This window comes from Paenibacillus sp. LRG-1 (assembly GCF_057220305.1).
Genome location: NZ_CM170126.1, coordinates 5,562,190 through 5,580,737 on the forward strand (window position 1 = coordinate 5,562,190; position 18,548 = coordinate 5,580,737).

General features: G+C 46.9%; 21 protein-coding genes. 11 read left to right on the top strand and 10 right to left on the bottom strand.

From position 1 onward, the window contains the following. Nucleotides 1-6 precede the first annotated feature (6 nt). The 6 genes from ACUUJN_RS24610 to ACUUJN_RS24635 form a co-directional block, all read right to left on the bottom strand. Nucleotides 7-900 (bottom strand): ABC transporter ATP-binding protein, encoded by an 894-nt coding sequence (locus ACUUJN_RS24610; RefSeq protein ID WP_023990751.1) that lies wholly within the window; start codon nucleotides 898-900, stop codon nucleotides 7-9. Between the two features lie 237 nt (nucleotides 901-1,137). Beyond that, the gene (locus ACUUJN_RS24615) at nucleotides 1,138-2,151 is read right to left on the bottom strand and encodes an LLM class flavin-dependent oxidoreductase (protein ID WP_028540726.1); all 1,014 of its coding nucleotides are present in this window, start codon (nucleotides 2,149-2,151) and stop codon (nucleotides 1,138-1,140) included. 104 nt (nucleotides 2,152-2,255) lie between these two features. Further along, nucleotides 2,256-3,419 carry an AI-2E family transporter gene (locus ACUUJN_RS24620; RefSeq protein ID WP_254348475.1) on the bottom strand — a complete coding sequence of 388 codons (1,164 nt, stop codon included), beginning with the start codon at nucleotides 3,417-3,419 and terminating at the stop codon, nucleotides 2,256-2,258. 150 nt (nucleotides 3,420-3,569) lie between these two features. After that, nucleotides 3,570-4,583 (bottom strand): LCP family protein, encoded by a 1,014-nt coding sequence (locus ACUUJN_RS24625; protein WP_013312376.1) that lies wholly within the window; start codon nucleotides 4,581-4,583, stop codon nucleotides 3,570-3,572. 91 nt (nucleotides 4,584-4,674) lie between these two features. Next, nucleotides 4,675-5,577: a cation diffusion facilitator family transporter gene (locus ACUUJN_RS24630; RefSeq protein ID WP_023990753.1), complete on the bottom strand. Its 903-nt coding sequence runs from the start codon at nucleotides 5,575-5,577 to the stop codon at nucleotides 4,675-4,677. Between the two features lie 209 nt (nucleotides 5,578-5,786). Further along, entirely contained in the window at nucleotides 5,787-7,385 is a 1,599-nt protein-coding gene (locus ACUUJN_RS24635) for a DEAD/DEAH box helicase (protein ID WP_484669020.1), read from the bottom strand. Nucleotides 7,386-7,735: 350 nt separating this feature from the next. Between ACUUJN_RS24635 and ACUUJN_RS24640 the strand changes: the two genes are divergently transcribed. The 7 genes from ACUUJN_RS24640 to ACUUJN_RS24670 all read left to right on the top strand — a co-directional run bounded on the left by ACUUJN_RS24640 (nucleotide 7,736) and on the right by ACUUJN_RS24670 (nucleotide 11,835). Next, entirely contained in the window at nucleotides 7,736-8,344 is a 609-nt protein-coding gene (locus ACUUJN_RS24640) for a hypothetical protein (RefSeq protein ID WP_226887729.1), read from the top strand. A 39-nt stretch (nucleotides 8,345-8,383) separates the two neighbouring features. Beyond that, the gene (locus tag ACUUJN_RS24645; RefSeq protein ID WP_023990756.1) at nucleotides 8,384-9,028 is read left to right on the top strand and encodes an immunity 50 family protein; all 645 of its coding nucleotides are present in this window, start codon (nucleotides 8,384-8,386) and stop codon (nucleotides 9,026-9,028) included. Beyond that, nucleotides 9,021-9,428 (top strand): hypothetical protein, encoded by a 408-nt coding sequence (locus ACUUJN_RS24650; RefSeq protein WP_053326289.1) that lies wholly within the window; start codon nucleotides 9,021-9,023, stop codon nucleotides 9,426-9,428. Before ACUUJN_RS24645 ends, ACUUJN_RS24650 begins: the two co-directional genes overlap by 8 nt. A gap of 177 nt (nucleotides 9,429-9,605) precedes the next feature. Next, nucleotides 9,606-10,235, top strand: coding sequence for a hypothetical protein (locus tag ACUUJN_RS24655; RefSeq protein WP_053326290.1), 630 nt, complete (start codon nucleotides 9,606-9,608; stop codon nucleotides 10,233-10,235). An 82-nt stretch (nucleotides 10,236-10,317) separates the two neighbouring features. Beyond that, nucleotides 10,318-10,845, top strand: coding sequence for an SMI1/KNR4 family protein (locus ACUUJN_RS24660; protein ID WP_049828352.1), 528 nt, complete (start codon nucleotides 10,318-10,320; stop codon nucleotides 10,843-10,845). Beyond that, a complete protein-coding gene (locus ACUUJN_RS24665) occupies nucleotides 10,829-11,389 on the top strand; it encodes a hypothetical protein (protein ID WP_023990760.1) in 561 nt (186 codons plus the stop codon). The genes ACUUJN_RS24660 and ACUUJN_RS24665 overlap by 17 nt, the downstream gene beginning before the upstream one ends. A 2-nt stretch (nucleotides 11,390-11,391) precedes the next feature. Beyond that, nucleotides 11,392-11,835 carry an immunity 26/phosphotriesterase HocA family protein gene (locus tag ACUUJN_RS24670; RefSeq protein ID WP_023990761.1) on the top strand — a complete coding sequence of 148 codons (444 nt, stop codon included), beginning with the start codon at nucleotides 11,392-11,394 and terminating at the stop codon, nucleotides 11,833-11,835. Between the two features lie 62 nt (nucleotides 11,836-11,897). On the opposite strand, the gene ACUUJN_RS24675 is transcribed toward ACUUJN_RS24670, so the two are convergent. Further along, a complete protein-coding gene (locus ACUUJN_RS24675; protein WP_023990762.1) occupies nucleotides 11,898-12,437 on the bottom strand; it encodes a hypothetical protein in 540 nt (179 codons plus the stop codon). Between the two features lie 218 nt (nucleotides 12,438-12,655). Further along, a complete protein-coding gene (locus tag ACUUJN_RS24680) occupies nucleotides 12,656-12,748 on the bottom strand; it encodes a putative holin-like toxin (RefSeq protein ID WP_219727865.1) in 93 nt (30 codons plus the stop codon). A gap of 119 nt (nucleotides 12,749-12,867) precedes the next feature. Here ACUUJN_RS24680 and ACUUJN_RS24685 point away from each other — a divergent pair, with 119 nt between their 5' ends. Together ACUUJN_RS24685 and ACUUJN_RS24690 are read left to right on the top strand one after the other, a co-directional pair. Next, nucleotides 12,868-13,527 (top strand): hypothetical protein, encoded by a 660-nt coding sequence (locus tag ACUUJN_RS24685; RefSeq protein ID WP_484669021.1) that lies wholly within the window; start codon nucleotides 12,868-12,870, stop codon nucleotides 13,525-13,527. Then, the gene (locus tag ACUUJN_RS24690) at nucleotides 13,508-13,867 is read left to right on the top strand and encodes a DUF7716 domain-containing protein (RefSeq protein ID WP_023990764.1); all 360 of its coding nucleotides are present in this window, start codon (nucleotides 13,508-13,510) and stop codon (nucleotides 13,865-13,867) included. The genes ACUUJN_RS24685 and ACUUJN_RS24690 overlap by 20 nt, the downstream gene beginning before the upstream one ends. On the opposite strand, the gene ACUUJN_RS24695 is transcribed toward ACUUJN_RS24690, so the two are convergent. Next, a complete protein-coding gene (locus ACUUJN_RS24695) occupies nucleotides 13,857-15,491 on the bottom strand; it encodes a DUF6138 family protein (RefSeq protein WP_484669022.1) in 1,635 nt (544 codons plus the stop codon). The two genes, ACUUJN_RS24690 and ACUUJN_RS24695, sit on opposite strands and share 11 nt — an antisense overlap. Nucleotides 15,492-15,649: 158 nt before the next feature. Here ACUUJN_RS24695 and ACUUJN_RS24700 point away from each other — a divergent pair, with 158 nt between their 5' ends. Beyond that, nucleotides 15,650-16,426: an SMI1/KNR4 family protein gene (locus ACUUJN_RS24700; protein WP_053326292.1), complete on the top strand. Its 777-nt coding sequence runs from the start codon at nucleotides 15,650-15,652 to the stop codon at nucleotides 16,424-16,426. 17 nt (nucleotides 16,427-16,443) lie between these two features. Further along, nucleotides 16,444-17,865 (top strand): SMI1/KNR4 family protein, encoded by a 1,422-nt coding sequence (locus tag ACUUJN_RS24705; protein WP_484669023.1) that lies wholly within the window; start codon nucleotides 16,444-16,446, stop codon nucleotides 17,863-17,865. Nucleotides 17,866-17,933: 68 nt separating this feature from the next. Here ACUUJN_RS24705 and ACUUJN_RS24710 read toward each other — a convergent pair whose 3' ends face one another. After that, nucleotides 17,934-18,548: a TetR/AcrR family transcriptional regulator gene (locus tag ACUUJN_RS24710; RefSeq protein ID WP_023990768.1), complete on the bottom strand. Its 615-nt coding sequence runs from the start codon at nucleotides 18,546-18,548 to the stop codon at nucleotides 17,934-17,936.

Genomic DNA, 18,548 nt, shown 5'->3' on the forward strand with positions numbered 1-18,548 from the left:
TCCCCTTTAACCTCTTGCCGCTACTTGTGGTCTGGCATCACGTCGCTCGGCAACAGAACCCACGGGTTGCTTCTCTTCCACATTCATTTCCTTTACTGCTTGGCTTACCGCTGGCTGTCCAGCCAAAGCATATGGAAGACAGAGCGGTACACCCGTACGAGGATCTGTTACAATATCCGCCTCAATCCCGAACACCTCGCGCAGCACATCAGGAGACATAACCTCAGTTGGAGTTCCTACCGCCTCGGCCTTCCCTTTTTTGATCGCAATCATATGCTGAGCATACCGGGCCGCATGGTTCAAATCATGTACGACCATAACAATGGTGCGCTCCGCCGAAGTATTCAGATACTCTAGCAAATGCAGCACTTCCAGTTGATGCGCCATATCTAAAAATGTCGTCGGCTCATCCAGAAACAAAATATCCGTATCCTGCGCAAGCGCCATAGCAATCCAAGCACGCTGACGCTGACCGCCAGAAAGCTGATCAATCGGACGATCGTGGAACTCACTCATTCCCGTTACTTGAATGGCCCACTCTACCATTTTGCGATCTTCCGCTTTCATGGAACCAAAGCCTTTTTGATAGGGAAAACGTCCGTAAGATACCAGTTCCGTCACGGTTAATCCTTCCGGTGCAGTCGGATTTTGTGGCAAAATAGCCAGCTGTTTAGCTACTTCCCGGGTGGATTGCTTATGAATGGATTTACCGTCAAGCAGAACACTGCCGCCCTTAGGATTCATGATGCGAGCCATCGTCTTCAGAATGGTGGACTTGCCAGAACCATTTGCGCCCACCAAGGCTGTGATTTTCCCTTGCGGTATTTCTACGTTCAGATCTTCTACAATCAATCGATCTTCATAAGCAATATCCAGATTTGCCGTTTTCAGACGAAACATTTGGAATCATCCCTTTCCCTTATCCAATATATATAGTCACGGGCTTAACGCACGACTTTCATCAAAACTTCATTCTATCTTTATATAATAAAGATATTGATAATCATTATCAAGTGTTAACTGGTTTATTTCCTATATCATACAGTGCATATCATCCAATATTCCCTCAAAAAATTCAAAAAAAGATCACAGCTCCTCGAAGCTGTGATCTTTTAAATCCGGCGAATCGCATTATGACTATACAGAAGACAGTCCAAATGCTTCAGCCATGAGACGTATAGATTTCATTTTGGCATCAAAGTCGTGAATAATGCTCGCAACCATGATCTCCTGTGCATTATAGTCCTTACTTAATTGCTCAATCTGACGCTTCACCTGTTCGGGCGAACCGACCACCATACGTTTGCGATTCTCACGAATACGCATCCGGTCAAACGGCGTATACGGATACGCCAGTGCCTTTTCGACGGAAGGTGTTCCAGCGGAGCGCATTCCCTGCTCTAATAGTACAAGAGACAAGTCCATACTGGAAGCCAACCGATTCGCCTCCTCTTCGGTGTCCGCACAGATCGCAAATACGGCAACAAGCGAACGCGGTTGGTCACTATGCTGGGAAGGCTGGAAGCTTTCCTGGTATTCCTTCATAGCCCCTGTGCCACCTTCACCGTTAATGAACTGCGCAAACGCAAAGCCCACGCCACGCTCGGCTGCCAGACCTGCGCTATCACCGCTGGAGCCGAGCAACCACATTTCCGGTACAGTTTCTATGAGCGGCATCGCCTGTAGCGAACCGAAACGGTGATCATTGCCTGTGCTGTCATGTAAATAAGCTAACAGGTCATCCAACTGCTCAGGGTATAGATCTACGCCACCTCGCATTTTGCCTTCTTGCAGAGCTCTGGTAGCAATGGGCATTCCTCCAGGCGCTCGTCCCAGACCCAGATCAATGCGTCCCGGATACAACCCCTCCAGAACACGAAAGTTTTCCGCTACTTTATAAGCGCTGTAATGAGGCAGCATCACACCACCCGACCCCACTCGAATGGTTGAAGTCCGGGCGGCCAGATGTGAAATCAGTACCTCCGGACTGGACCCTGCAAGATTTGCGGCAGAATGATGCTCTGATACCCAAAAGCGATGATAACCCAAGCGTTCCGCCTCTATAGCAAGCTCAGCGGTCTTTTGTAATGCCTGCGCATGCGTCATGCCTTCCGATACCGGAGATTGGTCAAGAATGCTGAGTTTTATCATAAAAGTCTGACCTTTCTATTTTGGAATAAGGATAGGCATTAATTATAGCACGCGTAGCCACAGTTACCCAAGAGGGGCCCATATCAATTTTATAGTGGAAAATTTTATTTCTCGTAAAGACTTGCGTTCTCTTTATCCGCCTCATAGAGATGCGAACGCTTTTTAAAGAAACTGTACAGATGTGTAACGATTACTTTCAAGACAGCATATCCCGGAACCGCCAGTACAATTCCCACCACACCAAACAAATTGCCTGCCGTCAGAATAACGAAGATAATCGTGATCGGATGTACTCGAAGAGATTTGCCCATAATTTGTGGAGAAATAAATTTACCCTCAATGAGCTGTACGACTGTCCATACGATAACCATCTTGAGCAGCATAATCGGTGAGGTGACCAAGGCTACAATTAACGCAGGTGTAATGGCAATAACGGGACCTAAGTAGGGGACAACGCTCGTAAAGGATGCAATGACTGCAAGCGTCAGAGAGTAGTCTAATCCAATGATTAGATAACCAATATACAACAGCGCCCCAATACAGAAGCTGACAATAATCTGCCCACGAATATAGGAACTGACCTGATGGTTCATTTCAGTCATAATGCGATCTGTTTCTTTACGAAACATAGGCGGGAGCATTTTCAGGATAAACTGTGGCAGCTTGTGTCCATCTTTTAGCAAGTAGAACAGAATAAATGGAACCGTGGCAATCGCAAGTACCGTTTCTGTAACCACGCCCAAGAAGCTGCCCACGCCCGTCCATGCATTATTAATAAAGCTAGATAACTTTTCAGAAGCTTTGGAGGCCAGCTCAGATGGATTAATTTGAATGGTGTTCTGGAACTGGTTTACAAAATCGCTGCCGATCAGTTTCTCGAATTGTCGTTGTACTTGCTCGCTATAGGCAGGGAAATTTTGGATAAGCCCCTGTATTTGATCGCGGATTACAGGTACCACCGATGTAACCACAATCGCAATAACCCCTATAATGAGCAAAAACAGTACAACAATGGAGTATATTCGTTTTACCTTGTTACGCTCCAGTACATCAACCAACGGATTGAACAGATAGTACAACACGCCGGATAAAATGACAGGGAGAATTATCGTTTTCAGCAGCACCATGACAGGTGTGAATATGTATGAAATTTTGGTAAGCACCAAGATATTCAAGCCGATCAGCAGCAGTACCAGCAGGAATAACACAAACTTGTTGTTCAGAAAAAACTTCTTGAATCGGTCTTTCCATGCCGGAGTTATTTCCACACCACATTCCCCTTCTCTTTACACAATTGAGTATACGTTCTTCATAGATACGATATATTTTTGGAACAAAATATACAAGGTTATACCCAAATAAACACAAAAGCAAACAAAGTTGTACGTCATCGTACGAACTTCGCTTGCTTTCGAGGGTTATGGAGTATCATTTATCGTGGTTGCAGCATCCACCGTCGTGGTCACAGGTTTGTTCTCCTGTTCAAAAAGATTCTGTATGAAGCGCTTGAGCTTTCTTTCGTCCACACCCAACACCTGCGCACCCTTAATGGTTTCCCCGCGTACCAATTCATTTGGTGGGATTTGCTGCTTCGCTACTGTTGTTGCATCGATATTAAAGCCCAATGAAGCCAATTGCAGCATTTCCGTAGTACTGAGATTCGTTTCAATATAAGGAGAAATGCTATTTAAAATACTTGGCAGTTTAATTAGAGATGAGGTTGACTGAATTTTACCGCCAAGCTCGGTAATGAATTTGCGTTGCCGCTCCGTACGCGTAAAATCGGAAGTCGCATCATGACGAAAGCGCACATATTGCAAGGCTGTTTTACCGTCCATGTGCTGCATTCCCTTTTTCAAATCAATATCAAACTGGTGTTTATCTGCCTTGGAGGTATAGTGCATATCTTTTTCGACATCCAGGTCAATACCACCCACAGAATCAACCAACGCAATAAAGCCATTAAAATCAGTATATACATAATATTGAATCGGTATGCCCAACAGGTCGCTCACGGTCTGTCTGGTCAAATCCGGTCCACCATAGGAAAAAGCAGCATTCAATCGACTTTGCCCATGACCTGGGATATTGACGTACGTATCACGAAGAATCGACATAAGTGTAGCCTTTTTCGTAACCGGATCAATAGAAGCAACCATAACGGAGTCAGAACGCCCTGAATCCTCTCCACGGGAGTCGCCGCCTAGCAGCAGAATATTTACTCTTTCTGTCCCATCCCATTCTGGTGGGAGCGATACCTCTACAGGTTGTACATTGGTTTGAGTTTGTGCCTGCGGTTTGAATTTCGAATCCTGTCCCGAAGCAACCGAAATTTGGTTCGTAAAATGATATATAGAATACGTATAATATCCGCCCACTAAAAGAACCGCCGCAGTCACAGAAATGCCTAACCATTTTAAAAATTTTCGCATATTTTCGGGTAACCTCGCTTTTATTCATCATCGTTCGGCTTTTAAAAGCATACCCTCCCTGCAAGTTATCTGTCAATTCGCGTCGTCTGTTCTAGTGGTCGTCTGGATACCATGGATTCAAATGGACAAGCACCTCATAAACCCGCGGTTCCTGCTTCATGACAGCCCCCTTAATCAGTCGGATAATATCGTGTCCCTGCTGAATCGTCAAAGAGGCATCCACTGAAGCGCGGATATCCACGATAATATAATGGCCGTGCTCACGGGCACGGATACGGTCAATACGTTGAACCTCGGCTACACTCAGTGCGGCTGCGGCGTAGCTTTCAATTTCCTCCGTGGCAATCGCTTTTTCCATAAGCACATCTATGGATTCACGGCCCATTTCCCACGCTAATTTCAGAACTAGCAATGCCACTACGAATCCCGCAATAGGGTCGCCGTAGGATAAGATTGAAATGCTCCAGTGCTCCCCAATCAGCCCCAAACCGATACCCAGTACAGCAGCCCCAGAGGCGTACACATCAGCGAGATGATCTTTTGCCGTTGCGATAAGACCCTGACTATTGGCCGCTCTCCCGATACGAATCGTGTAGATATACAACCACTGTTTCCAGAGCAAGGAAATAATGGCGGCCACCAATGCCAGTATATGCTCCTGTGGCATCGGTTCGAACAGTGCGGCAATCGAATGATAGCCGATAAATATGCCCGCTCCAAACAATATGACCGCCACCACGCTTGCACCGATCACTTCTGCTTTGCCGTGACCATAAGGATGATCCTCATCCGGCGGCTGGCTGGATATGCGCATCGCTCCCAGTGCCGTTGCAGAGGCAATCACGTCCCCTGCATTATGCACACCATCGGCCACCAGCACCTTGCTGTTGAACATAAGTCCTGTAATAATTTTAATGCCGGTTAATAGGATGTTGCTAATCAGGCTGATCCATGCTGAGACCATGGCGCGCTTGCCCATATCCTGTTCCTGCATGATGTATAACCCCTCCAAATTTATCTTTTGAAAAATGTATCCTGAACGCTGATCATTTATTTCAAGGTAGCTCCGCTGCTCATGTCATCTTATGGTGCTGCTCCTTCAAGCGGTATGGGTGAAGATTACAATAGCCCCGGAAGATGAGCCTCCCCGGGGCTATTATGATAACCATAGTGGAGTATTCTATGAGAATACTCCTGTTTTATCTATCTGGACCGTCCGCGACGGCCGCCTTGTCCTTGACCACCACGCGGGCCGCCTTTGGCTTGTCCACCACGCTCGCTGCTTTGTCCTGCCGAGCGACCTTGGCCTCCGCGTGCAGAACCGCCGCTGCTGCTGCGGTCATATCCGCCACGCTCGCTGCTTTGTCCTGCCGAGCGGCCTTGGCCTCCGCGTGCGGAACCGCCGCCGCTGCGGTCATATCCGCCGCGCTCGCTGCTTTGTCCTGCCGAGCGGCCTTGGCCTCCGCGTGCGGAACCGCCGCTACTGCGGTCATACCCGCCACGCTCGCTGCTGCCGCTGCTAGAGCGACGTTCGCCGCCTGTGGCATCACGACGGCCCGCCTGTTCGCGGCCGCTGCCCCGGCGTCCGCCGCCGGAGTCGTTGCCGCCGTAGGAACGGCGGTCGTTTCTGCCCGAACGGCGTTCTCGACCCTGTCGATCAGCCGTATCGGAAGCAGGTCTACGCTGTCCGCCGCCCTCACTGCTGGTAAATGTGACACCAGCAACTTTCTGGATGTTCCGAAGCTCTGGAACATCTCTTGGCGTAGCGAGCGTCACTGCCACGCCTTTGCCTCCGGCACGGCCGGTACGCCCGATGCGGTGGATGTAGCTTTCGGCATCCTGTGGCATGTCATAGTTAAAGACATGCGTGACGCCTTCTACATCCAGGCCGCGCGCAGCTACATCAGTCGCTACGAGCAATTGGAGTTTCGCTTCCCGGAACGCCTTCATCACTTGCTCCCGCTTGTTCTGGGACAAATCTCCGTGAAGCTCACCGCTCTCAAAGCCCATCTCTTGCAGCTCTTCGTTCAGTTTGGCAGCCCGGCGCTTCGTACGGCAGAAAATAACAGCCAAGTACGGGCGATCCGTATTCAGCATATCCACCAATGCCTGTTGCTTACCACGGTCTGTTGTTTGCACAACGACCTGACGGATTTGGCTCACCGGAACGGAAGAAGCGGATTTCACTTTGACATCTACGGGTTCGTTCATATATACACGAGCCAGCTTGCGAATACCGGCTGGCATCGTAGCGGAAAACAGCATCGTCTGTCTCCGGTAAGGAACCTCCTGAAGAATCGTCTCCACATCGTTCAAAAAGCCCATGTGTAACATTTGGTCGGCTTCGTCCAGGACCAGCATTTTAATGCCACCCAGATCCAGCGTGCCACGTCTCAGGTGATCCAGCAGTCGCCCAGGTGTACCAATAATCAGTTGTGCGCCGCCTTTCAGTTTACGAAGCTGACGCTCTACGTCCTGTCCTCCATAAACAGCCAGTAATGACAAGCTTGGCTCTGTAGCGGCCAACGTGTTCGCTGCCTCTGTAATCTGGAGCGCCAGCTCACGCGTCGGTGCAATCACGAGCGCTTGTGGATGACGCTTGTCCAAATTCATTTTTTGCAAAATGGGTAGTAAGAACGCAATCGTCTTCCCGGTTCCCGTATGTGCCTCGGCGATAACATCCTGACCTTCCATCAACAGTGGAATCGACTCCTGCTGTACAGGAGTTGGGGATGAAATTCCCTGTTCTTTCAAGGCTTCTACCCAATGCTGCTCTACGCCTAATGCTGCAAAATTCTTCAAGTGGTATTCACTTCCCTTATCTGTATTCAATATGTGTCACGTAAAATAGGTTCATGTGCCATATGACATCTATCGTTCCATAGTTCAGAATTCCCATTTTTGTATCGGTTCTCATTCTACCCTTTTCAGGAAGGGAGCTTATCCGTTATCGTTGAATCTGTTCATGTAACCAACATACGGCCGCAATGCGGCTCAGGCCCGTTCCATCTATGACTTTCCTAGTATACGCGAAGTTGAACTGGTTTCCAAACGATTTTAATGAACAGTACCACAGTCAATGTAAAAGGTGAATTCGATCTTCATGTCATATATTATGGTATATGAATTGGTAATTCATGAATAAAGGATGGATGCTTGTGGTTAACAACCTGCATTATAATTTCATAATGACCGGTTCCTTGTCGGAGAAGCACACTTTGTTTGCCGAAGAGTGCTTTACTAACCTGTTCGATTGTTTTGAAACGCTCCTGAATATATCAGGAATCCGCAATACCCGTGTGTCAGTCTATCAAGCCGGGGCTAAAAAGGCCAAACACGGTAAGATTCGCTGGGACAAGCAGGAGTTGCTTCGTATTGTAACCGATGATGAATTGATTCCGCTTATGCTAGCTATCGAGGCTCCCAGTATCAAATCATCCTATAACAAAGGGACAACGCCGGAAGTGTACATTCTTTTGTCCAATGACCCCATGTGCCAATCTTCTAATCATTGCGGCATGCTCGTTTCAATCCGTCAGGACGTTTATGAAAGTATCGACCAAGCAATCGTCGAAGACGTTATGATGAAGCTGAGCCAGTGGTTAAAGGCAAACAAGCTGCTACACAGCTCGCGTAACTTTTATGCTGGCAGTAAAGCACGCGCTATTATGGATATTCTTCCATTTATGCTCGAACAGGATACCCCGGATATGAAGTATGTTTTTCAAACGTGGACTCCGTTCCCTTTACCACACACTTAAACAATCCGTCATACCATTAACCCCAGGAGGCTGCAATTTATGCAAATTCAAGTTCAAAAGGTTGAAAAAAAAGAGAACGAATATCTCATTCATTATCAAGCCGGGGGAGCGTTGCCGTTCGTTCCGCATGATATTGTTCTGATCCATGGCAAACAGTATTTTATAGGGACGATTTTGAAAGTAGAGCCGGAACAAGCCCTTGTACGTATCAATCCAGAATATGAAGACCAACTGGCAGGGTCCATCGGACTGGAACTGGCTTTCTCTCCAACCGTTTCTATTCAAGGAGCAGACAGCATTGTCGAGAAGCTCGGCTATTTCCCTCCCTTTCATTATGACCGAATTACAGCTGCTAATATGACGAAAGACCAGATTACGCTGACGATTGAGCTATCCTACGCTAGCGTGCTTGTCCCTAAATCACCGGATCTGGAGCCTTCGGCTGAGGCACCTGTAATCCCTGAAGCTCCAGTAAAAGACGTCCCACGCTATGCAGTGACTTTTACATTTCTGGAAACCAAAGAGCATGTATTAACTCCTGTAGAAACAGAAAACATCATCTTGCAGCTTGATTTCCGCTATGAAGAAGCAGACATGGTCGTTGATATCGATGCCTTGTCGGGACTGTCAGGTAGCTTTCTGTGCAGAGGTATCCGCGCAGAGATTAAGGAGCTGAATGAATAAACAGGAGGCTCGCGAGCTGTTACGTTGTCATTCTTTTATTCACGATGATCTGGAGCATCCCAAAATGCAAAACGGATTTCTAGGGATGCTCCGCCCCTTTCAGGGAGAACTGATCGAGGACAACTTCCATGAACTGATGACCATCATTGAAGTTCTCGCAGATGAGTTGGAGAAACCATCCGTAGAACGGGAGCTGATTGCCGCTCTGTGGGGGATATGTCAATATACACGGGCATGGGCATTGTATCCTGATAGTATGCTGCAGCGAAACAACCTGCTGACCGTAGAGCAGATCAACACCCTCGACGATTGGATTGATACGATCTCCTATGCGGTTATGGTGCTGCTGGAGGGTGGCGGACGGGAAGAAGCTTTATCGAACTACAGACATGAGAGTTGATCCGCAGTGATACATATATCTTAGTCAAGGAGGCCGCTTGTGCACTGCTTCGCGCACATAAAAGCATGCCTTTCGCACAACATGCTCTGAAGCAATTATCGCAGCATGAGAATTCGGTGCATCTGCCAAACGGGAGCTGTCCACATAATCGACAACCAAAGGAGAATCACTCTACTTATGCGTGTAAGAATATTTATATTCATATTGATTATCGGGATTATATGTGTGCCTGCCTATTTCATCATGAGCAGCTTTGGATTATTTCAAAATGAAAAGGTGCTTTTACATTACAAGCTTGCCATTGAGGTAAAGGATAAAAAGTATGATGCCTGGCCTTTAATCAGCAGCTATACCGCTATAGATAAAAAAGGGGACAATCGTCAGCTCTACTATCAGGCGGAGGGCTCAGGCATAGAGTATCTGTTTCAACTGGCGTATGGACAATATGAACTCCGACCCTCCAAGGAAAATCCTTTTCTGGACGGGGGAGTCCACTACACCATGGACCATCCTGAGTATGTGCGTGAGGAAAAGCAGTATGAGAATGCTAACGACTACACGGAATTAACCCATTATTACAATCAGCAGGAACAGATTATTTATACCTATAATCCCAAAGCCAAGCTCGATAAAACATACGTCCGTTCCATCATCACCGCTGGGATGACTCGCACGACCGGTAGATCAAGCCGTGCGGTAAAGGATGACTATATCAATATCAGTAAGCTGTTTAAGGACAAGCTGGGAGTGAATGTGAAGGTAGATGTGGATGAGGACAACAAAATCGTCACCCTATCCATGACATGATCTCACAAACGATGCACCGCTGCGTCTTCTCATTTCCAAAAAGAGGTCTATGGTTTACTAGGATCAAGGAGGCTGGTTGTTGATGTCATTCGCAATTGAATCAGGGCTTTCGCCTGCCCAGATCGCGGCATTGGAGGAACAGATACAGCATATATTGCCCGCTGGCTATACACGTTTTCTTTCACAATATAACGGTTTTTATGTAGCCGCCCCTTTTTATTGCAATGTGCCCTTCGATCGCGTGGATAACGGAGACATTGATTTGACTTGTTTTTTCGGATATGAGGTATCCAACAAAAATCATGACCTTCTAGCGATTAATGATGAATTTCTGGATGAAATCAATCATGTCCAGAACGCTTTGTTGATTGGTGCAGATGCGGGCGACAATTTTTACGTTCTAATATGTAATGAATACACCCCGTATGTGTACTACTGGGACCGCACACATCTTCATGCTTATGATGACAAACTGAACTATGATATTGCAGAGCAGGACGAATGTGGACATTTGTATCTGGTGGCAACAGACTTTACAACGTTTTTTAATCAGGTAATTGAACGACTCAACGAGCAGAAAGGGAGGCCTACTGATGACAGAAATACATAACCCTAATTGGGGACCGGCTTATTTAGAAGGTTGGGTTGTACCCGAAAACCCAGAGGCATGGGTCGAGCAGGAGTGGACAGGTACGCTTCGTTCACAGGCAGGACATACGAAATTCCACATTTTTTATTATGGAGAACTTATGGACGAGCTGATCACTGGAACTGAATTTGCCCCCCAACTCATTATTGCAGAAGAGGCAGTCACAGGTGAACAGATCGTGATTTTTGACGGAACCCGCCATGGTTACGATGCTCTGCTATGCGAAGTTTATACCAAGGAACAGCAGAACAATCGTACTCCCCTGCTGCCCTATCTGGACGAAGATGGTGAAGATACTTTCGAGGTAAGCTTGACCGCTTTTTATAATGTTGATTGGGATGACGAGTTTGCAGACGATGTGGATGAGAATGGACAGTTAGAGCTGATCAACGGCGAACGATGCGATTTTGAAGATGCGAAGCGGAACGGCTATGATGCGATCAGCATTACGATTACCAACGCTAAAGGTCTAAAAACAGAGATCATTCAGGAAGAGCTGGCCTGACGATGGTGTTCAAAAGAATCAAACATCGGGAAGGCGATATTTTTGTTATCCCCATGCATGACGGCCGATTTGCGGTATGTCAGGTGATCTGCGCACTGTATGGTAGATTCAAAAAAGCGTTCTCCTTCGGGGTTCTATCCATAGGCCAGAATCAAGCGTACAAGGGTGAAAAGACATATCTTCCGTTCACAAATTATCGCGGCCGATTTGAAGTTATATTCACCGCCACCCAAAACATGACGAAGGGAGTATGGCCTATTATCGATCAGCGCCCTCTATCCGAGGAACAACAGCAGCTAAAATATTTTAATTGTGCGGGCCATCTGTATTGCGGGGATGAATATATACGCAATCTGGAACTGGAAGAATATAATCAATATACTGTAATGGGCGTGGCTGGATATGAGTTGGTACAGCGATATTTAGCCCAATACGAAGACCACTAGCAGAAGAATAGCAGCACAAATAACCACCTTGAAGTTTGATACCAAGGTGGTTATTTACGCTGCTAAAAGGGCTCGAACGTATAAGAGAATGGTGTACGCTCTGTCCCTAATACTGACTTCACGCGCTCTTCATCCACCAACGCTTCGACGAGGCTATATAAATCCGAGGCTGCATACCGAAAATTGCCCCATGTGCATAGATTCAAAGCATAGATTGGGAATTCTCCCCGTTCATCAGGCGATTGAATATCCCAAATCAGCAGGTCATTCCCTTCACTGGAAGCGAAGGGAACCGCATGCTCCAAAAGCTCCGGAAAACCATCTGGCTCCAGCGCCGCTTCTTGTAGAACCTCTTCCGATCCCAGTAAATCATCAAACCAGGCCCGCCAGTTATGATAACGATGAAGCCATGAATCCGGGTGATCGCCAAGAGGAATATGAATGTTCCATAAGCCACATAGTCGCCCGTAACCAAGAGTTTTGACATAATCTATATAAGAAGGCGGAAAGCCCATACCATTTTTAAAACGATGCTCTATTAGAAAAACCTCATCATAATAAGCCTGAAACTGCGGACGTTGCAGCCCTGTAAAAATGCTCATGTTCGCCCTCTCCTTTTGCACGTCCTATTCACCTTTTCACCCTTCGGCGCATTGAAAAGGCCATTTTCAAGTGTTAAAATGGGAATAAGATGTATATTCTAAAAAAAGAGTGAAGATGCGTCAACATCCTCACTCTTTGGCAACAGCCGCTTTTAAGGGCGGTAGCCGTGTCAAAGGATGATCATTGAAATAGACCGTTTGCCTTTGTCGAGGGCGGTCTATTTCTTTTTATGGAAGGAAAGAATTAGGATCACCAACGTTGCGAATTGAATCATCAACATTAGGGTGTCTTTAACCTCCACAGGCCTCACCTCCTTTACAGGAGACTAGCCGACCGCCCATCTAAGCCATTCTGTTGTTGAGGAATATTATAACATAAGACTCGTAAAACGTACGTTTTTACGCTCTTTTCGAAAAAGGAGGAACGAATATGGAGCAAAAGCGCTTCAAAGATGAACATGGATATAAATATGACTTTAGCGCCGTGATCAGGAGAGGAGAACAGGTAGCTGTTCATTGCCCTCGTTGTCAGGCCCAAGCTTTCATTTCCAACTCAAAGGAAGACTGTCATTACGTCGTTCGATGTTCTCATTGTTACTACACGTATCAGCAGCCAGAATCTTATACATTCTATGCACGCGGCGTATGCAACCATTGCGAGCGGTATTTTAATATCGAAATCCATGATGACCGAACGAAACTCCATAAAAATACGAATATAAACTGTCCGCACTGTGAGACACGCAATCAGGTTCCGGTGCATCGTGTTCAATCACACGAATGGCATACAGACGTGGTCCAAAACGGAAAAGACCCTATTTTCCAGCTTCAGCTGTACTTCCTTGATTACTACCGGGGGAAACCTGTCTGGGCTCTTAACCGGATACACCTGAATTACCTGCTCTCCTATATCTCTGCCGAGTTGCGAGAAAAGCCTACATCCGGTATGATGCGTACGGCTTCCCATTCCATTCCCAAGTACATTAAGGATGCGAAGAATCGACAGGCCATCTTGAGAATATTACAAAAGCTACAGCATAAGCCAGCGACTAAGGGAGGGGCCTCCATACATGAGCATACAAACTTTTGACAGCCTTGAAGCATTGATTCGTGCCGTTGGCCAAACAGAGATCAATGAATGGGTATTTGCCAATCTGGAACGTGTTCAAAGTAATCCGCTCAATTCTACCTATTACATCATCCCCGAGGAAGAATTGTGGGAACTGGAGGATGCCGGTCTCACCGTCACCAATCATCGTGATGAAAGTATACCTGCATCTCTACCAGACCATCACGTGCAATCTTGGTTGGAGGTGGCGACTGTACAGGATGTCATTGAAGTGTTACGCCACAGCGGAAGCGAGCCGGATATTGAACGCATTGCGCAGGGACTGCGATATTATCATGAATATGATGCTTTTATGGAATAAGCGTCTCCAGCAACTCTTTTACCTCAGGGACAGCCTGCTTCAGGCTGTTTTTTAGTCTCTTCGCGCCACCCCATATACGATAAACAAGCACCTCTTGTTCGTAGTCCTCCAGCTTCTCAAGCTCCTCCACCAGTACCTGTGCCTGCTCTACAGTTTCGATTCCGGATGACTTCAGGGGTTTGGCAGACTCGTTGCTTGCCAGTAGAATCCTCGTCCAAACGGGGATCGTGTCAGGTGTTAGCCCATGCGCTTCGGCAAAAGCAGCCGCGTAACCGTCCTGTACGGACTGATGTTCACTGTCCACCAGCTTCATATAATGATTCACTAATGGGAAATAGTTCGTTCCTTTCAGTCCTAATCCCATTACCGCATAGGTTCCTGGCATCGCCGACTTTTCACCGGGCTCTACATCGTTATACCATTTGAATTCTTCCATCACGGTTTCGGCATATTCAGCCAGCAACGGATGCAGCGACGGATACTCAAGTGCATTGGCGAAGAAACGATGTAGCGTAGATTTAGCCAACTTGGGTACAGGCAGGTAGTTTTTCACCTTGCTTTTGAACTTCATCCGATATTCCTTGGTAAAGCCCTTCTTTAAAATATCGCATAAATATACGAGTGCTTCTCTATAGCTCTCTTCTTCCTCTGAACGAATCTGAACCTCCAGCGTTTGCAAAATATCATTGGCTTGGCAGATGACTCGCTCACTTGTATATAACGCTGGGATGCTTCCTGATCCGCTCTCAAGCCACACGGAAGCCTGCTCCGAGCCTAGCTGTGCAGCAATCTCCAAATACTTCTGCCGTGCATCGGCATCGGTCGAGCCCACCCGCATCGCGGTAAGCAGGAGCATCTCCATGGCTGGCGCAGGAATTTCCGAAGGGAGAATATCAGGCTTCACTTTATAATCCAGCCCATAGCTTTTTTCCCGATCTGTATAATTGGCCAAAAATTCATCCTCTGCCCAATGCTTCAAGCCACTGCTGAGCTGATACCTCCATACTTCCTCACGCTTGCGGCTGACCTTCACTTTGGCATCCATTCGATTCAGCAGCTCATTCATCCACTGGGCGTTTACAGGGTACAAATGAGGATCAAGCAAGTGCCTTACTAAGAAAAAATCGTCCTCTTCCTTCGGCACAGCTTTACTAGAGGGGTTGAGTTTCTGCTCTACAAACTGTTGGATAGTGGCTAACAGTTGCTGCCGCTTATCTTCGTTCAGGAGTGAGAATGTAAAATGACTAGCCTTATTCTCCAAGACTACTTCCAGATGAAATTCCAGCCGATAACGAAAGAACATGGAACTAAATTCTTTCGACTTAAACAGAGCCTCTATCCGTTCCCTAAACACAGGCATCCATTCGTCCTGTACCTGCTGCAATGTTACCCCATCTGTAAACCCAGAAATTTTCGTATCCGGTCTACGATGATCCCAATCAAACGGTTCGTAGGTATCCACCCACAGCCCATCCTTCTTACAGGTAACTTTTAAGTATTCATGAATCCCTTCGTGAAGGACACTTTTGATTTGGAATTCGGCGATGCGCTTTTGCTCAGAAGCGTACGCCTCATCAATCGCCTCAAAAATTGGATCTATGTAGGCTTGTACCCCTGATGTCATAAGATGTGTTCCTCCTTCGTCCCCTCACAAATTGTAGTTCCTATGAAATTAAGATAGACTAATCTATAACTATTTTATTTCCTGATTATAGCATATCTCTCATTTACTTTTGGGCTCTATCCCTATAGATAGAGTGCCGGAAAGCAGGTGTATTCTACATGTATTGGGTTTCCACACAGCACACACCGATGGCTACCGATGAACTGACAAATATTGAGCATACCTATGGAATAACTTTACCACCTCCCTATGTAGCATTCCTCACCCGCTACGGGCCGGGCACCTATTGTGGCCTGCTGATAATCGAAATGCCTGATCCTCAACTATTGCAATCCTATACGGATTACGAACTGTGGACGCATGATGATAACTGCCCAATTACAGCGCGGCAGCTGGGTGAGTGCGTGGTCATTGGCAGCTCCATAGATGGTGACTTCCTAGCGATTCACCCTCAGGTTGAAGGCTTAATGTGGCTGCCACGACACTCGGAGATCATTACTACGAAGACTTTAGATGTTCAAGTTCCATTCACAGAGACATTAGGACATATACTACAGGATGAATTTGGAAGAATGGAGCCATTCCCCCGTTATTTCGAACCTGTCAGCCAAGACAAAACCGCTACATTCCTACTGTTTAGTCCCCTGGATACGGCCGAGGCCTACAATCCAGCCAATCCGAGCGATCAGGCGCTGAATTTTGCTCCGGCATCCTTACAAGCATTGGCTCAGCGATTTAAACAGCATTTTAACTCAAATCTATGGATTGAAAATGAGCATATCTGCATGGCTTTTCTTCAGACTCTTGGCGGATACGTGCGTTTTAACTATGCATATGGACGCGAAGTGGCGATCATTTATGAATCCAAAGCGATAGCACTTCGTGATGAAATTTTATCATTCTTGCAAAAAGAGCATTGCCGGGTTGTAGAGTAAGAGGAGGGAGAATACGAATGACAGTACATTTTACACAAACCTTAGAAAAACTGGAACAAGTCGTTGATCGTCTGAGACAAAGTGGGATGCCTGATGTGGTATACCAATGGACGGAAGGGATTTCTACAGGTGAACTAACTGAGCTGGAGGAACGGCTGCAGATGCATTTGCCTGCCTCCCTGTCTGAATTGATAAAGCGGTGTGGCAGCTTAAATTTGCTATGGTGTCTCCCCCAACACTGTATTGTAGCTGATGGACCAGAGTGTTCATATAAAAACAGCAAGGATCTTGAACAAGAGCAGTGTATCCTAGACGATATCACAGGAGAGTTTGGATGGAATCATGAGTATATTGGCTATTTTACATCCTATGGGGAAGATACCGACTCAGCAGCGGACGAGCAACGATATCTGATCCTTAATTATAATGGTGCGGGTGATCCGATACTGCTTGATATGGCAACATCCGCAACAGAGCCAGCGGTTTTCTGCTATCATCACGAGCTGGATCAGTTCACGCTGCTCGCGGAAAATCTACCCGCCTATATAGACACCATGCTCACCTTGCACGGGCTATGGCTATGGGATTGGTTTAAAGTGACCGATGAGCATGGCATTCAGCTAAACAGCCCACCACTGCAACTGTGGCAACGCTGGTTGAACATGTTTTGCACGATGAAGCTGGAGGATGCACAGTCGTTGGAGACGCTAATCCATTACACCACCATGCATGGCGTAGATTATCCTGCTGTGTTGCAGGCTTTTCAAGCCTATGATCCAAAGGATATTTTTCTTGCCTGGGAGCAGCACTGGCAGAACATTCAGCATAGCCAGGTTCCATTCTCTACTTGGGCCGTTTTGGTAGGGGAGACTGCGGGGATTGGGGCTGCTGAATGGGTCCGCTCCTTGTGGGAACCGGAAACCGCGCAAGCATGGACATCTTTAGCTCAAAACAATACCCTACATGCTAAGGGTGCATTTGCGTCCACACGTGCTTATCTAAGCGCCCGCTGCCTACCCGAGCAGGAAGGCTTGGTATGTGTTTGCAATCACCTGCTACAGCATTTGGTCGCAGAAGACAAATTAGAAGGATACACCGCTAATGGGCAGCTACAACATTTTCGTTCACCACGGATCATTAACTGGATGCGGGATAAGGTCAATCATCCGGTGGATGGCTGGGCAATACTTTTCGCTCACTCCCGTCCTACAGCTGAGCAGTTGATTGAATGGCTATCCGATAGCGAGCTTCATCAAAAAATTGCAACCGAGGCGCTGGATATTATGATTCATCGGGATCCTCTTCCCGCTCTGGAAGCAGACGCTTGGGCCAATATCTCAGATCTGCTTCTTGCTTCTTTGCAGCTCGTTATGCTCAAAAAAGATAAACGTCGTATTGAAGCCGTGCTTAAGCAGCTTTCAGATTTGGAACTTCGTTAATCTTTCGGAATGGTTGTATGCGGATTCGCATGTACAGTGGTGTGAGGTAAAGAAAGTTAGCCGCTGCGTCAGCGGCTTAACCCCTTGAGGAAAGTATCTATAGTGAATGCGATCAATTCATCATTGGATTTTGCCATAGGAAGTTCAAAATTCAGGAGCAAAGAAGTCAATCCGTGCAGCATGCTCCATACGGATCTGGCGATCAGGTGCTCATCTCCTTGAATGATGCAGCCCTCCTCCATAGCAGCTTTGAGCCCCGCTTCAAGCAGCTCAAAGCCTTTAAAACTCCCACTGTCTATAAGACTGACCAAGCTTACAGATTCCAGGTTGCTGATAAACAGGATGTTGTAATATTCCGGGTTAGTCGTTCCAAAACGAACATACGCATCAGATACCGTTTTCAATGTGTCCAGCGTATTCAATCCCGCTGCCTGTGCTTCATCCACACGCTGCAGAAGAGCCTGCAGGAACAAGGTATTTCCTTCTAGCAGCAGTTCACGGACAACGGCTTCCTTATTGGCAAAATAATGATAAATAGTCGTTGGTGAATATTCGATCTGATCCGCAATTTTGCGCATGGAGACTTCGGCATACCCCTGATTCAGGAAAAGCGACCGGGCGGCCTCAATGATTTTCCGGCGGATCTCACTGCTTTCACGTTCTCGGCGTTTGATATGTTTCAT